Annotated in this window: 8 protein-coding genes; 5 read left to right on the top strand and 3 right to left on the bottom strand. The window is 71.7% G+C overall.

Translation table 11 applies throughout. From position 1 onward, the window contains the following. Nucleotides 1-10: 10 nt before the first annotated feature. Together ACX12L_RS10440 and ACX12L_RS10435 are read right to left on the bottom strand one after the other, a co-directional pair. Complete coding sequence (locus tag ACX12L_RS10440) at nt 11-796, bottom strand: MetQ/NlpA family ABC transporter substrate-binding protein (protein ID WP_459262476.1); 786 nt, start codon at nt 794-796, stop codon at nt 11-13. A gap of 136 nt (nt 797-932) precedes the next feature. Further along, nucleotides 933-1,997 (bottom strand): sensor histidine kinase, encoded by a 1,065-nt coding sequence (locus ACX12L_RS10435; RefSeq protein ID WP_459262475.1) that lies wholly within the window; start codon nt 1,995-1,997, stop codon nt 933-935. A 50-nt stretch (nt 1,998-2,047) separates the two neighbouring features. On the opposite strand from ACX12L_RS10435, the gene argH reads away from it, so the two are divergent. Genes argH through ACX12L_RS10415 form a run of 4 tightly spaced genes read left to right on the top strand, consistent with a single transcriptional unit; the run spans nt 2,048 to nt 11,620 of the window. Then, nucleotides 2,048-3,508: an argininosuccinate lyase gene (gene argH, locus ACX12L_RS10430; RefSeq protein WP_459262474.1), complete on the top strand. Its 1,461-nt coding sequence runs from the start codon at nt 2,048-2,050 to the stop codon at nt 3,506-3,508. A gap of 25 nt (nt 3,509-3,533) precedes the next feature. Next, nucleotides 3,534-4,508 carry a Bug family tripartite tricarboxylate transporter substrate binding protein gene (locus tag ACX12L_RS10425; protein WP_459262473.1) on the top strand — a complete coding sequence of 325 codons (975 nt, stop codon included), beginning with the start codon at nt 3,534-3,536 and terminating at the stop codon, nt 4,506-4,508. Nucleotides 4,509-4,557: 49 nt separating this feature from the next. Beyond that, nucleotides 4,558-10,503 carry an alpha-2-macroglobulin family protein gene (locus ACX12L_RS10420; RefSeq protein ID WP_459262531.1) on the top strand — a complete coding sequence of 1,982 codons (5,946 nt, stop codon included), beginning with the start codon at nt 4,558-4,560 and terminating at the stop codon, nt 10,501-10,503. 34 nt (nt 10,504-10,537) lie between these two features. Continuing rightward, nucleotides 10,538-11,620 (top strand): metallophosphoesterase, encoded by a 1,083-nt coding sequence (locus ACX12L_RS10415; protein WP_459262472.1) that lies wholly within the window; start codon nt 10,538-10,540, stop codon nt 11,618-11,620. A 106-nt stretch (nt 11,621-11,726) separates the two neighbouring features. On the opposite strand, the gene ACX12L_RS10410 is transcribed toward ACX12L_RS10415, so the two are convergent. Continuing rightward, entirely contained in the window at nt 11,727-12,608 is an 882-nt protein-coding gene (locus tag ACX12L_RS10410; RefSeq protein WP_459262471.1) for a LysR family transcriptional regulator, read from the bottom strand. A 132-nt stretch (nt 12,609-12,740) separates the two neighbouring features. On the opposite strand from ACX12L_RS10410, the gene ACX12L_RS10405 reads away from it, so the two are divergent. Beyond that, on the top strand, nt 12,741-13,733 hold the full coding sequence (locus ACX12L_RS10405) for a tripartite tricarboxylate transporter substrate binding protein (RefSeq protein WP_459262470.1): 993 nt from the start codon (nt 12,741-12,743) through the stop codon (nt 13,731-13,733).

Raw genomic sequence — 13,733 nt, 5'->3', positions numbered from 1 at the left:
CTTCGCGGGGTCAGAACGCCGGCACCACGGCGCCCTTGTACTTGTCCTGGATGAACTTCTTCACCTCGGGCTGGTGCAGGGCCTTCATCAGCTTGGCGATGCTGGGGTCGTTCGCGCGGTCGGCGCGGGCGGCCACGATGTTGGTGTAGGGCGAGTCCGCGCCTTCGATGAACAACGCGTCCTTGGTCGGGTTCAGCTTCGCCTCGATGGCGTAGTTGGTGTTGATCAGGGCCAGGTCCACGTCGGCCAGCGCGCGCGGCAGCAGCGGGGCCTCCAGCTCCTTGAACTTGAGCTTCCTGGGGTTCTTCACCACGTCCAGCGGGGTGGGCGTCAGGCTCTTGGGGTCCTTCAGCTCGATCAGGCCCTGCTTGGCCAGCAGGATCAGGGCGCGGCCGCCGTTGGACGGGTCGTTGGGGATGGCCACGGTGGCGCCGTCCTTGAGGTCCTTCACGTTCTTGATCTTGCTGGAGTAGGCGCCGAAGGGCTCCACGTGCACCTTGCCGTCGGGCACGGTCACCAGGCTGGTCTTGCGGTCCTTGTTGAAGCTGTCCAGGTAGGGCTGGTGCTGGAAGAAGTTGGCGTCCAGCTGCTTGTCCTCCACGGCCATGTTGGGCTGCACGTAGTCGCTGAATTCCTTGACCTGCAGGTCCACGCCCTCGGCCTTGAGCCGGGGCTTGACGAAGTTCAGGATCTCGGCGTGCGGCACGGCCGTGGCGGCCACCTTGAGCACGTCGGCGGCCTGCGCGGAAAAGGCCAGGGCGGCGATCGCCAGGGCGGAGAGGGTTTGCTTGAGCATCGGATGCAACCTTGGGTGGGTCAACAGAAAGCGCCCAGGACCGGGTCGGTGTGGGCGCGGCGTGAGGCGTAGTTTACGGGCTTGTACCTGGGGCTACGACGTAATTAAATTCATATCGATATAACGATGGGGTTTCTTATTGCACAGGTAATGCGATGCGCACCAGGTACAGGCCGTCGCGCACGCCGGCGTGGAAGTCGCAGTCCACGTCGTGCAGCAGGCGCAGGCGGTCGCGCACGTTGGCCTGGGCGATGCCGTGGCCGCGCGCGCGGGGCCCGGCGCCCGCGTTTTCGGACGGCAGGGTGTTGGTGATGGTCAGCACCACGCGGCTGCCGCGGCGCTCGGCCGTGATGCGCAGCTTGCCTCCCCGCGCGCTGGGTTCCACGCCATGCTTGACGGCGTTCTCCACCAGCGGCTGCAGCAGCAGCGGCGGCAGGCGCGCGGCGTTGGCGCGCGGGTCGAGCTGCCATTGCACGCGCAGGCGCTCGCCGAAGCGCACCTGTTCGATGTCGAGGTAGCGCCGCGCCAGGGCGATCTCGTCCTCCAGTGTGGCCGACTCGCCCTGCTCCACGAGGGCGTGGCGGAACAGGTCGCCCAGGTCCTCCAGCAGCGCCTCGGCCTTGGCGGGCTCGTCGCGCACCAGGGCGATGGCGCTGTTGAGCGTGTTGAACAGGAAGTGCGGGCGTATGCGCGACTGCAGCTCGGCCAGGCGCGCCGTGGTGGCCGCGGGGGCGCGGGCGCGCGCGCGCAGCCGCAGGGCGGTGACCAGCAGCGCCGACAGCAGCGCCCCGCTGGCGGCGCAGGCCAGCCAGGGCGGGTTGTCCGTGGCGCTGGCGGCCAGCACCAGCATGGCGCAGGCGTACAGGCCGGCCAGCATGCCCAACAGCACGCCGGCCGCGTATTGCAGGGGTTCGCGCAGGCGCTGCAGCGCTTTTTTCAGGCTGCAGGCCGTGACCAGCCAGGCGAGAGTGGCCGGCAGGGCGCCGCCCGTGAGCAGGGCCAGCCGCGCCAGCCATTCGCCGGGGCCGGCGGTGCCGAACATGGCGCCCACGCCCAGCACCGCTTCCACGAACAGCACGGCACGCAGCACCACGCCGACCTGGCAGGCGTCGAACACCAGCGCGCGGCCCGCCACGGTGCCGCGCGGCGCGGCTTCGGGCAGGGGGGCGGGGTGGGTCGATAAAATTTGCGTTTCCTGCATCGCGGCATCCGGGCGTTCCGGCTGTCGTAACCCCCCGGATTATTGCCCCCATGCCCCATACCCCCGCATCGCAACCTTCCAACGACCAGCTCGCCACCAAGGCACAGGCCTGGTCGGCGCTGTTCTCCGAGCCCATGAGCGACCTGGTCAAGCGCTACACGTCGAGCGTGTTCTTCGACAAGCGCCTGTGGCAGGCCGACATCGCGGGCAGCCTGGCCCATGCCGAGATGCTGGCCGCGCAAGGCATCATCAGCGCGCAGGACCATGCCGACATCGAGCGCGGCATGGCCCAGATCACGCAGGAGATCGAGGCCGGCCAGTTCGACTGGAAGCTCGACCTGGAGGACGTGCACCTGAACATCGAGGCGCGCCTCACGCAGTTCGTGGGCGACGCCGGCAAGCGCCTGCACACCGGCCGCAGCCGCAACGACCAGGTGGCCACCGACGTGCGCCTGTGGCTGCGCGGCGAGATCGACCTGATCGACGGCCTGCTCAAGGAACTGCAGCTTTCGCTGGTGGAGGTGGCCGAGCGCAACGTCGAGGTCATCCTGCCCGGCTTCACCCACCTGCAGGTGGCGCAGCCCGTGAGCTTCGCCCACCACCTGCTGGCCTACGTGGAGATGTTCGCGCGCGACGCCGAGCGCATGCGCGACGCGCGCCGCCGCGTGAACGTGCTGCCGCTGGGCAGCGCGGCGCTGGCCGGCACCACCTACCCGCTGGACCGCGAGCGCGTGGCGCGCACGCTGGGCATGGAAGGCGTGTGCCAGAACAGCCTGGACGGCGTGAGCGACCGCGACTTCGCCATCGAGTTCACGGCCGCCGCCAGCCTGTGCATGGTGCACGTGAGCCGCCTGTCCGAGGAGCTCATCATCTGGATGAGCCAGAACTTCGGCTTCATCCGCATCGCCGACCGTTTCACCACCGGCTCGTCGATCATGCCGCAGAAGAAGAACCCCGACGTGCCCGAGCTCGCGCGCGGCAAGACCGGCCGCGTGGTGGGCCACCTCATGGGCCTGATCACCTTGATGAAGGGCCAGCCCCTGGCCTACAACAAGGACAACCAGGAGGACAAGGAGCCGCTGTTCGACACCGTGGACACCCTGAAGGACACGCTGCGCATCTTCGCCGAGATGATCGGCGGCCAGGTCAACCCCGCCACGGGCGCGAAGGAGGGCGGCATCGCCGTCAACGCCGAGGCCATGCGCGCCGCCGCGCAGAAGGGCTACGCCACGGCCACCGACCTGGCCGACTACCTCGTCAAGAAGGGCCTGCCGTTCCGCGACGCGCACGAGACCGTGGCCCACGCCGTGAAGGCCGCCACCACGCACGGCGTGGACCTGTCGGAGCTGCCGCTGGCCGTGCTGCAGGGCTTCCACCCCGCGATCGGGAAAGACGTGTTCGACGCCCTGAGCCTGGAGGGCTCGCTGAACGCGCGCAACACCCTGGGCGGCACGGCGCCCGCGCAGGTGCGCGCGCAGCTGGCGCGCCACCGGGCGCGGCTGGCCGCCTGAATCCATCCCGAATGAGGAAGCGATCATGACCCTGTCCCGCCGCCACCTGCTGGCCAGCGCCCTCGCCGCTGGCGCATTGCCGCTGCTGCCCGCCCGGGCCGATGCGCCCAAGACCCTGCGCGTGCTGGTTGGCTTCCCGCCGGGCGGCGGCTCGGACGCCATCGCGCGGCTGCTGGCAGACAAGCTCAAGGACGCGCTGGGCGTGCCCGTGGTGGTGGAGAACCGCCCCGGCGCGGGCGGGCAGATCGCCGCGCAGGCGCTCAAGGGCGCGCCGGCCGACGGCAGCACCGTGTTCCTCACGCACGACCACACCATCTCCATCCTGCCCCAGGTGGTGAAGAACCCCGGCTTCGACCCCGCGCGCGACTTCGCGGCCGCGGGCGGCTTCGCCACCTTCGTCAACTGCCTGGCCGTCTCGCCCGGCACGCCGGCCGCGAGCTTCGCGGAGTACGTGGACTGGGTCAGGCGCCAGCAGGGCGGCAAGAGCGCCGTGGGCATTCCCGCGCCGGCCTCCACGCCCGAGTTCCTGGTCCGGCTGCTGGGCCAGCGCTACCAGTTGGACCTGGTGGCTGCGCCGTACCGCGGCAGCGCGCCCATGATCGGCGACATGCTGGGCAACCAGATCGCGGCCGGCATCGGCTCGGTGCAGGACTTCATCGAGAACCACCGCGCCGGCAAGCTGCGCGTGCTGGCCGTGCTGGGCGGCAGGCGCCAGGCGGCGCTGCCCCAGGTCCCCACCTTCGCCGAGCTAGGCCTGCCCGGCTTCGAGGACACGCCGTACTACGGCTTCTACGTCCCGGCGGGCACGCCCGAGGCCGTGCTCGCGCGCTTTGCCGAGGCGCTGTCCCGCGTCGTGGCGCAGCCCCAGGTGCGCGAGCAGCTCGCCGCCATGGGCCTCACGGTGGGCTTCATGACGCCCGCGCAGCTGGCCGCGCGCGAGCGGGCCTATACGGCGGTGTGGCAGCGCATCATCCAGGACAGCGGCTTCAAGCCGCAGTGATGCGGCCACCCACTATTTTTCCGTGAGACGCATGACGAGCACGCATTCCATGCGCAGGGCCGCCGCCGCCCTGCTTTTCCTGGCCGCAGGAGTGGCGCAGGCCTTCGTGGTGACCAGCCTGTCGCCCCAGGGCGAGGTGGCGCGCGTGCGCCAGGTGGTGGCCAAGTTCGACGCCCCGGCCGTGCGCCTGGGCGACCCGCAGGCGTCGGCGCCGTTCACGGTGGCCTGCAGCGATGCCGACGCCGCCATGGGCCAGGCCCGCTGGACCGGCGAGCGCGAGTGGGTGTACGAGTTCGCGCAGGACCTGCCGCCCGGCGTGCGCTGCACGGTCAGCGTGAAACCTGGATTCAAATCGGCCTCTGGCGCCCAGCTGGCGGGTGGTGGCAGCTATCAATTCAATACCGGCGGCCCGTTCGTGCAGAGCGTGCGGCCCGGCACCTGGCAGGAGATCGACGAGGAGCAGTTCTTCGTGCTGCAGCTCAACGGCCCGGCCACGCAGGCCAGCCTGCTCGAACACATGTGGTGCGTGGCCGACGGCGTGGGCGAGCGCGTGCCCGTGCGCCTGGTCGAAGGCGCGCCGCGCGCCGCGCTGCTGCAGTCCCTGCACCTGGACAAGGCGGCGGCCAGGGAGCCGCTGCGCTACGCCACGCTGGCCTGCGGGCGCCGGCTGAGCGCGGGCAGCCAGATGCAGCTGGTGTACGGCCGGGGCGTGGCCACGCCCAGCGGCGTGGCCAACGCGGCGGAGCGGCGCTTCGCCTACAAGGTGCGCCAGCCCTTCAGCGCCGAGTTCGGCTGCGAGCGCGAGAACGCCCGCTCGGACTGCCTGCCCGTGCGGCCCATGCACCTGGCCTTCAACGCGCCCGTGGCGCGCAAGCTGGCGCAGGGCATACGCCTGAAGGGGGGCGGCCAGACGCTCGCGCCGGAGATCGACGGGTCGCAGGAGGGCGATGCGCTGGTCAACGGCGTGCGCTTTGCCGCGCCGCTCGCGGCGCAGACGCAGTTCACGCTGGAGCTGCCCTCGGGCTTCAAGGACGCATCGGGCCGCCCCCTGGCCAACGCGCAGAGCTTCCCGCTCAAGGTGGCGACCGGCGCCATGCCGCCGCTGGCCAAGTTCGCCGCGGCGCCGTTCGGCGTGGTGGAACGCTTCGCCGAAGGGTCCGACGGCCCGGCGCTGCTGCCCGTCACGCTGCGCAGGGTGGAGGCCGGCCTGGACGTGCAGGGCCTGCAGCCCGGCGCCGGCGCGCAGGGCGGCAAGGTGAGCACGCTGCGGCCCGACAGCGACGCCGACATCATCGCCTGGCTGCGCAAGGTGCAGCGCTACGACGAAGCCACCGTGGACCGCGCCCAGGCCCGCCGCGACGCGCGCGGCCCGCTGCCCGCGGCGCTCGACGAGCGGGACGGCGACCGGGTGCAGACACGCATGCTCTCGCTGCTCCAGGGGCAGGCCGGCGTGAAGAAGCTCGACCTGCCCCGGCCCGCCAAGGACGACCCGCGCCCCTTCGAGGTCGTGGGCATCCCGCTGCCGCCCGGGTTCTCGGTGGTGGAGATCGCCTCGCCCCTGCTCGGCCGGTCGCTGCTGGACGAGCGCCACGGCGCGTCGCGCACCATGTACGTGCGCACGAGCGCCCTGGTCACCAACCTGGGCGTGCATTTCAAGCTCGGGCGCGAGAACGCCGTGGCCTGGGTGACCACGCTGGACAAGGGCCGGCCCGTGGCCGGCGCGCAGGTGCGCGTGTCCGCCTGCGACGGAAGGCCACTGGCCACGGCCACCACGGGCGACGATGGCGTGGCCCGGTTCGAGGGCCTGTCCAGCGAGCCGCCGGCCTGCGGCGGCGGGGACGAATGGCGCAACGCCTACTTCGTGAGCGCGCGCGCGCAGGACGAACTGGCATTCACCTGGAGCGACTGGCAGCGCGGCATAGAGCCCTGGCGCTTCAACGTGCCCACCAGCAGCGCGCCGCGCCCCGACGAGGTGGCCCACACCATCTTCGACCGCACGCTGCTGCGCGCGGGCGAGACCCTGTCCATGAAGCACCTGCTGCGCACGCAGACCGGCCGAGGCCTGGGGCTGCCCGATGCGCGCCCCGCCGAGCTGGCCATCACCCACGTGGGCAGCGGCCAGCAGTTCACGCAGCCTTTGAAATGGCGCAAGACGGCCACGGGAGGGCTTTCCGCCGAGAGCGAATTCGCCGTGCCGCCGGCCGCCAGGCTGGGCCTGTACCAGGTGGAGCTGCGCGGGGGCGAGGGCGGGGACGGCGCGCGCTCCTTCGAATCCGGCAGCTTCCGCGTGGAGGAATTCCGCCTGCCCGTGCTGGAGGGCCGCATCGCCCCCGTGGACGGCAAGCCCCTGGTGCGCGCGCGCAGCGTGCCCACCGACGTGCAGGTCAGCTACGTGTCGGGCGGCGGCGCGGCGCGCCTGCCGGTGCGCGTGTCGGCCATGGTGCGGGCCAAATCGCTGCAGTTCGCCGATTTCGACGCCTTCAGCTTCCAGCCCCCGCGCAAGCGCGATGCCCACAGCGGCGGCGACGACGAGGAGGAGTCCGCGGGCCAGGACACGCGCGTGATCGCCGACAAGCTGCCGCTCACGCTCGACAAGGACGGCGCGGGCCGCATCGCCATCGACGACGTGCCCCAGGCACCCAGGGCACAGGAGCTGGTGCTGGAGGCCAGTTACTCCGACCCCAACGGCGAGGTGCAGACCCTGCGCGGCACGCACACGCTGTGGCCCGCGGCCGTGGTGGCGGGCGTCAAGGCCGAGGGCTGGGTCTCCAGCGGCTCCCGCGTGCGCCTGCAGGCGCTGGCCCTGTCGCTGGACGGCAAGCCGCAGGAGGGCGTGCCGCTGGCCGTGCAGGCCATCGCGCGCACCACCACCACGAGCCGAAAGCGCATGGTGGGCGGCTTCTACAGCTACGACAACAAGACCGAGACGAAGGACCTGGGCACCGTCTGCACCGGCAAGAGCGACGGCCGCGGCCTGCTGCTGTGCGACGCCAGGCTCGACGAGCCCGGCGAGGTGGAGCTGGTCGTGAGCGCGCGCGACAAGGACGGCAACGAGGCGCAGGCCGCGTCCTCCGTCTGGGTCACGCGCCGCGGCGAACTCTGGTTCGGCGGCGAGGACCACGACCGCATCGACCTGCTGCCCGAGAAGAAGAGCTACCAGCCCGGAGAGACCGCCAGGCTGCAGGTGCGCATGCCGTTCCGCCAGGCGACGGCCCTGGTCAGCGTGGAGCGCGAGGGCGTGATCAGCACGCGCGTGGTGCAGCTCAGCGGCCAGGACCCCACGGTGCAGATCAAGGTCGAGGAAGGCTGGGCGCCCAACGTGTACGTGAGCGTGCTGGCGCTGCGCGGGCGCCTGCGCGAGGTGCCCTGGTACAGCTTCTTCACCTGGGGCTTCAAGGCGCCGCGCGAATGGTGGAACGCCTTCTGGTACGAGGGCCGCGAGTACGTGGCGCCCACGGCCATGGTGGACCTGTCCAGGCCCGCCTACCGCCTGGGCCTGGCCGAGCTGCGCGTGGGCGACCAGGCGCACCGCATCGCGGTGCAGGTCAAGGCCGACAAGGACAGCTACCCCGTGCGCGGCAAGGCCCAGGTCACCATCCAGGCCACGCTGCCGGACGGCAAGCCCGCCGCGGGCGCCGAGGTGGCGCTGGCCGCCGTGGACCAGGCGCTGCTGGAGCTGATGCCCAACACCAGCTGGAATCTGCTCGACGCCATGCTGCAGCGCCGCGCCTGGAGCGTCGCCACGTCCACCGCGCAGATGGAGATCGTCGGCCGGCGCCACTACGGCAGGAAGGCCGTGCCCGCGGGCGGCGGCGGCGGGCGCGCGCCCACGCGCGAACTGCTCGACACGCTGCTGCTGTGGCAGCCCGCGGTCAGGCTCGACGCGCAGGGGCAGGCCAGGGTGACGGTGCCGCTCAACGACGCGCTCACCACTTTCAAGATCGTGGCCGTGGCCGACGCGGGCACGGGCCTGTTCGGCACCGGCAGCGCCAGCATCCGCGCCACGCAGGACCTGCAGATCATCAGCGGCCTGCCGCCGCTCGTGCGCGAGGGCGACCAGTTCCGCGCACAGGTCACGCTGCGCAACACCACGGCCCGGGCCATGAAGGTGGAGGTGGCGCCGCGCGCCACGCTGCTTGCGCTCGACAGGCAGACCGTGGACATCCCCGCGGGCCAGGCCCGCGAGCTGGCCTGGAACGTCACCGCGCCCGCGCAGCCCGGGCAGACGCGCGCGCAGGCCCTGCTGTGGGAGATAGAGGCGCGCGACACGCTCGGCGGCGCGCAGGGCGCGCGCGACGCGCTCAAGGCCAGCCAGCGGCTGGTTCCCGCGGTGCCGCTCACCGTGCAGCAGGCCATGCTGGTGCAGGTCGATGGCAGCTATCGCGTGGACGTGGCGCCGCCCGCGGGCGCGCTGCCCGGGCGCGGCGGCCTCAAGCTCGCGCTGCAGCCCGGGCTGGCCGACGGCCTGCCCGGCGTGCGCGACTGGTGGGCGCGCTACTCCTATGCCTGCCTGGAGCAGCAGGCCAGCAAGGCCATCGGCATGGGCGACGCCAGGCAGTGGCAGTCCGTCGTCGCGAGGCTGCCCACCTACCTGGATGCCGACGGCCTGGCGTACTACTTCCCGCCGCAGGCCGGCGGCGCCGACCGCGGCAGCGACACGCTCACCGCCTACCTGCTCGCGGCCGCGCACGAGGCGGCGCGCCTGTCGCCCGAATTCGCGCTGCCGCCCGGGACGCGCGAGCCGCTGGAGCGCGGCCTCGCCGCCTTCGTCGAAGGGCGCATAGAGCGCGACTTCTGGAGCCCGCGCAAGGACCTGGACCTGCGCAAGCTCGCCGCCATCGAGGCGCTGTCGCGCTACGGCAAGGCCCAGGCGCGCTGGCTCACCAGCCTGAACATCGCGCCAAGCCAGTGGCCCACGCACGCGGTGATCGACTGGCTCAACATCCTGCGGCGCATGCCCGACCTGCCCCAGCGCGCGCAGCGCCTGCAGGAGGCCACGCAGATCCTGCGCGCCCGCCTGTCCTACCAGGGCAGCAGGCTCGCCTTCAGCACCGAGCAGGACGACGCCTGGTGGTGGCTGATGAAGGGCGGCGACGTGAACGCCGCGCGCCTCATGCTGGCCGTGATGGACGACCCCGCCTGGCAGGGCGACATGGGCCGCCTGGCCAGCGGCTTCATCGCGCGCCAGCAGGGCGGCGCCTGGCGCACCACCACCGCCAACCTGTGGGGCGCGCTGGCGCTGGCGCAGTTCGGCGCCAGATACGAGGCCGCGCCCGTGGCCGGCACCACGCGCGCCGCCATGGGCGGCCGGCAGGCCAGCGTGGACTGGAGCAAGGTGGTGCGTGCCGGCACCGGCGACGACGGCGGCGCCATGCACCAGACGACCTGGTTCGGCGCGCCGGCGGCCCCCGGCGGCTGGAAGAACAACACCCTGTTCCTGCCCTGGGGCGCGGAGGGCGGCGGTGGGCAGCTCACGGTCACCCACCAGGGGCCGGGCAAGCCCTGGCTCACGCTGCAGTCCGTCGCCGCCGTGGCGCTGCAGGCGCCCATGAACGCCGGCTACGGCATCCGCCGCAGCGTCACGCCCATCGAGCAGGCCGACAAGAGCCTGCCCCCGGGCACCTACAGCCGCGGCGACGTGCTGCGCGTGACGCTGGAGGTCACGGGCGCGGCCGACATGGCCTGGGTGGCCATCACCGACCCGGTGCCCGCCGGCGCCACCATCCTGGGCGGTGGCCTGGGGCGCGACTCCGAGATCGCCACCCAGGGCGAGAAGCGCGAGGGCTGGGGCTGGCCCGCGTTCGAGGAACGCGGCTTCGAGTCCTTCCGCGGCTACTACGAATACCTGCCCAAGGGCACGGTGAAGATGCAGTACACGCTGCGCCTGAACAACGCGGGCGAGTTCCAGCTTCCGCCGAGCCGCGTGGAGGCGCTCTACGCGCCCGAGATGTTCGGCGAGGCGCCCAACGCGCGGGTGAAGGTGGTGCAGCCCTGACAATCGCTCGACTTCCATGCCAACATCCGAATCCATGAGCCTCGTCCAGCGCCTGCCCGCGGGCCCCCTCGACATCGTCGGAGACATCCACGGCGAGATTGCGGCCCTGGAGCAGCTGCTGGCGCACCTGGGCTATGACGGCGCGGGCAGGCACCCCGAGGGGCGCCGCCTGGTGTTCGTCGGCGACTTCTGCGACCGCGGCCCCGACAGCCCCGCGGTGCTGCGCCTGCTCATGCCCATGCTCGCCAGCGGGCAGGCCCTGGCGGTGCTGGGCAACCACGAGATCAACCTGCTGCGCGGGGACGCCAAGGACGGCTCGGGCTGGTACTTCGACAGCCGCCGCGCGTCCGACGAGCCTAAGTACGCCCCGTTCGCGTGCATGCCCATGGACGAGGCGCCGGCCATCCTGGCGCAGTTGGGCCGGCTGCCGATCGCGCTGGAGCGCGAGGACCTGCGCGTGGTGCATGCCGCCTGGTGCGAGCCGCAGATCGCCACGGCCCGCGGCCTGCCCGCCGGCATCGTACGCGGCGCCTACGACCACTACGAGGACGTGGCGGCCCGCCAGGCCCAGGCCAGCGACGTGGCCCGGCGCATGCAGGACGAGCGCCGGCGCTGGCCACACAGCCTGGAAGACCATGGCAGGCACCCGCCGTTCCTGCCCGCGCACAGCGAGCGCGAGCTGGGCAAATCCATGGTCAACCCGCTGAAGGTGCTGACCGCCGGGGTGGAGCGCGAATGCCGCACCCCGTTCTACGCGGGCGGCAAATGGCGCTTCGTGCAGCGCGTGGCCTGGTGGAACGAATACGCCGACGCCCAGGCCGTCGTCGTGGGCCATTACTGGCGCCGTCTGCTGGAGGGCGACGCGGCGGCCCATGGACCGCAGGCGGAAAACCTGTTCGGCCACACCCCGCCGCTGTCCTGGCACGGCCTGCACGGCAATGTGTTCTGCGTGGACTACTCGGTGGGCGCGCGCTGGGTGGCGCGCCGCAATGGCGAGGAGCCGGGGCGCCGCTTCAAGCTGGCGGCGCTGCGCTGGCCCGAGCGCACGCTGGTGTTCGACGACGGCGTGCAGGCGGCGACGGAGGGTTTTGGCACGCCCGCCGATGCGCAGGCTTAGCTCTCTCCGGAGGCTGCCGACCACGCACCCGGCGCAGGACATGCGGCACACGACTGGCTGCAGCGGCAGGCCGCTGCCGTGAACGCGGCACGGCACCCGAAGCGCATCAGCGGGCGGCGGTCGGGTCCGGCACCGACGCCACCGCGTCGCGCAGCACCTCCAGCTTGCGGCTGCCCGCGTCGGCTTGGCGCGCCATCAGCGCTACCTGCACGGACGGAGCGTCGCGCCCCAGCCGCAGGATGCGCACCGGCAGCGGCTGCGTCATGTGCGCGTCCGGCTGCTGCACGATCGACACGCCCAGGCCCGCGCTGACCATCGCCACCACGGCCTGCACCGACTGCAGGTCCATCGCCGGGCGCGCGCCCGGGACGTGCTTGCGCATCCAGCGCGCCGTCAGCCGGCCCGCGTTGGTCTCGGGGTCGAAGCGGATCCAGTCGTGCGTCCGGAACAGCGCCGGGATCCGCGATTCGCTGCTGTCCGGTGGTGCGAGCAGCACCAGCTCCTTGCGCAGCAGCGGGTACCACACGAGCCCGCGCGAGGCGCCGGTGGCCGGCTGCACGAGGATCGCGGCGTCTACCCGGCCGGCCTTGACCGACTCCAGCAGTTCCACGCTGCGCCCGCGCACCGGCCGCACCTGCAGCGCCGGGTGGTGGGCGCGCAGCCACGCGACCACCCCGGGCAGCAGCGCCGACTGCATGGTCTCGATGACGCCCAGGCGCATCAGCCCGTCGACCTGCGCGCCGTGCCGGCGGCGCAGCGCCTCGACCCGCTGCATGGGCTCGCGCATCACCTCGACGATCTCGCGCGCGAGCGGCGTCGGCCGCACGGTGAGTCCGGCGCGGTCGAACAGCGGCCGGCCGAAATGGGCCTCCAGCTGCTTCATCTGCATGCTCACCGCGCTGGGCGTCACGTTCATCAGGCGCGCGGCGCCCGCCAGGCTGCCGCTGCGCAGCACCGCTTCCAGGGTGTCGAAAAACGAGAACTTCATCAGTTTTCCTTCACTGCTAGTTGCCGAAATATAGCTTTTGTGAAGTGACCCGGGTCACTAGAATTTTTTTCGACGCGCACCAACCGGCCCGAAGCAAGCCTGCACGACGTCGCGATATACCAAGGAGACACCATGAAGCATCCCACCCGCAGAACGTTCAACACCGCCCTTGCGGGCGCGCTCGCTGGCGCGGCCGGCCTGCCGGCGCTCGCTGCTGACGATGCGGCGAACTATCCATCGCGCCCGATCACCATCGTGGTTGGCTTCGCGCCCGGCGGCCCGACCGACATCGTCGCGCGGGTGGTGGCGACCAAGCTGTCGCAGGCCTGGGGCCAGCCCGTGGTCGTCGACAACAAGCCGGGCGCGGGCTCCAACATCGGGACCGAGCAGGTGGTGCGCGCCGCGCCCGACGGCTACACGCTGCTGGTGGAGACGATCGCCAACGCGACCAACATGTCGGTCTACAAGAACCTCAAGTACGACACGAAGCGCGACCTGGTGCCGATCGTCCAGTTCATGGCCGCGCCCAGCGTGCTGGTGGTCAACCCCAAGCTGCCGGCGAAGAACCTCAAGGAGTTGATCGCGCTGGCGAAGGCGGAGCCGGGCAAGCTCAATTACGCGTCCACCGGCGTCGGCGGCTCGCCGCACCTGGCCGGCGAGATGCTGAAGATGCGCGCTGGCATCGACATCGTGCACATCCCGTACAAGGGCGCGGGCCCGGCACTCAACGACCTGCTGGCCGGGAACGTGTCGATGGGCTTCATGACGGCGCTGGGCCTGGTGCCATATCTGGAAAGCGGACGCCTTCGCGCGATCGCGATCGCCAGCCCGAAGCGCAGCCCGGAAATGCCGGACGTGCCGACGATGGAGGACGCCGGCCTGCCCAGATTCTGGGTACTGTCGTGGAACGGCCTGGCCGCGCCGGCGAAGACGCCCAAGGCGATCGTCGAGAAGCTGAACAGGGAAGTCAACCGCATCCTCGCGCTGCCCGACGTGAAGAAGCAACTGCAGTCGCTCGGTGGTGATCCGGTCGGCGGCACGCCGGAGGAGTTCGCTTCGTTCGTCAACTCGGAGATCCAGACCTGGAGCGCGGTGGTGCAGTCCGCCGGCTTCGCGCTGGAGTGA

This window comes from Alicycliphilus sp. T452 (assembly GCF_054512775.1).
The sequence above is the reverse complement of the archived record's forward strand: the minus strand, read 5'-3'. Positions and strand labels throughout refer to the sequence as shown.

Coding starts and splice junctions, on each gene's coding strand:
- ACX12L_RS10440 (WP_459262476.1), bottom strand. CDS start 796: ATGCTCAAGCAAACCCTCTCCGCCCTGGCGATCGCCGCCCTGGCCTTT.
- ACX12L_RS10435 (WP_459262475.1), bottom strand. CDS start 1,997: ATGCAGGAAACGCAAATTTTATCGACCCACCCCGCCCCCCTGCCCGAA.
- argH (WP_459262474.1), top strand. CDS start 2,048: ATGCCCCATACCCCCGCATCGCAACCTTCCAACGACCAGCTCGCCACC.
- ACX12L_RS10425 (WP_459262473.1), top strand. CDS start 3,534: ATGACCCTGTCCCGCCGCCACCTGCTGGCCAGCGCCCTCGCCGCTGGC.
- ACX12L_RS10420 (WP_459262531.1), top strand. CDS start 4,558: ATGCGCAGGGCCGCCGCCGCCCTGCTTTTCCTGGCCGCAGGAGTGGCG.
- ACX12L_RS10415 (WP_459262472.1), top strand. CDS start 10,538: ATGAGCCTCGTCCAGCGCCTGCCCGCGGGCCCCCTCGACATCGTCGGA.
- ACX12L_RS10410 (WP_459262471.1), bottom strand. CDS start 12,608: ATGAAGTTCTCGTTTTTCGACACCCTGGAAGCGGTGCTGCGCAGCGGC.
- ACX12L_RS10405 (WP_459262470.1), top strand. CDS start 12,741: ATGAAGCATCCCACCCGCAGAACGTTCAACACCGCCCTTGCGGGCGCG.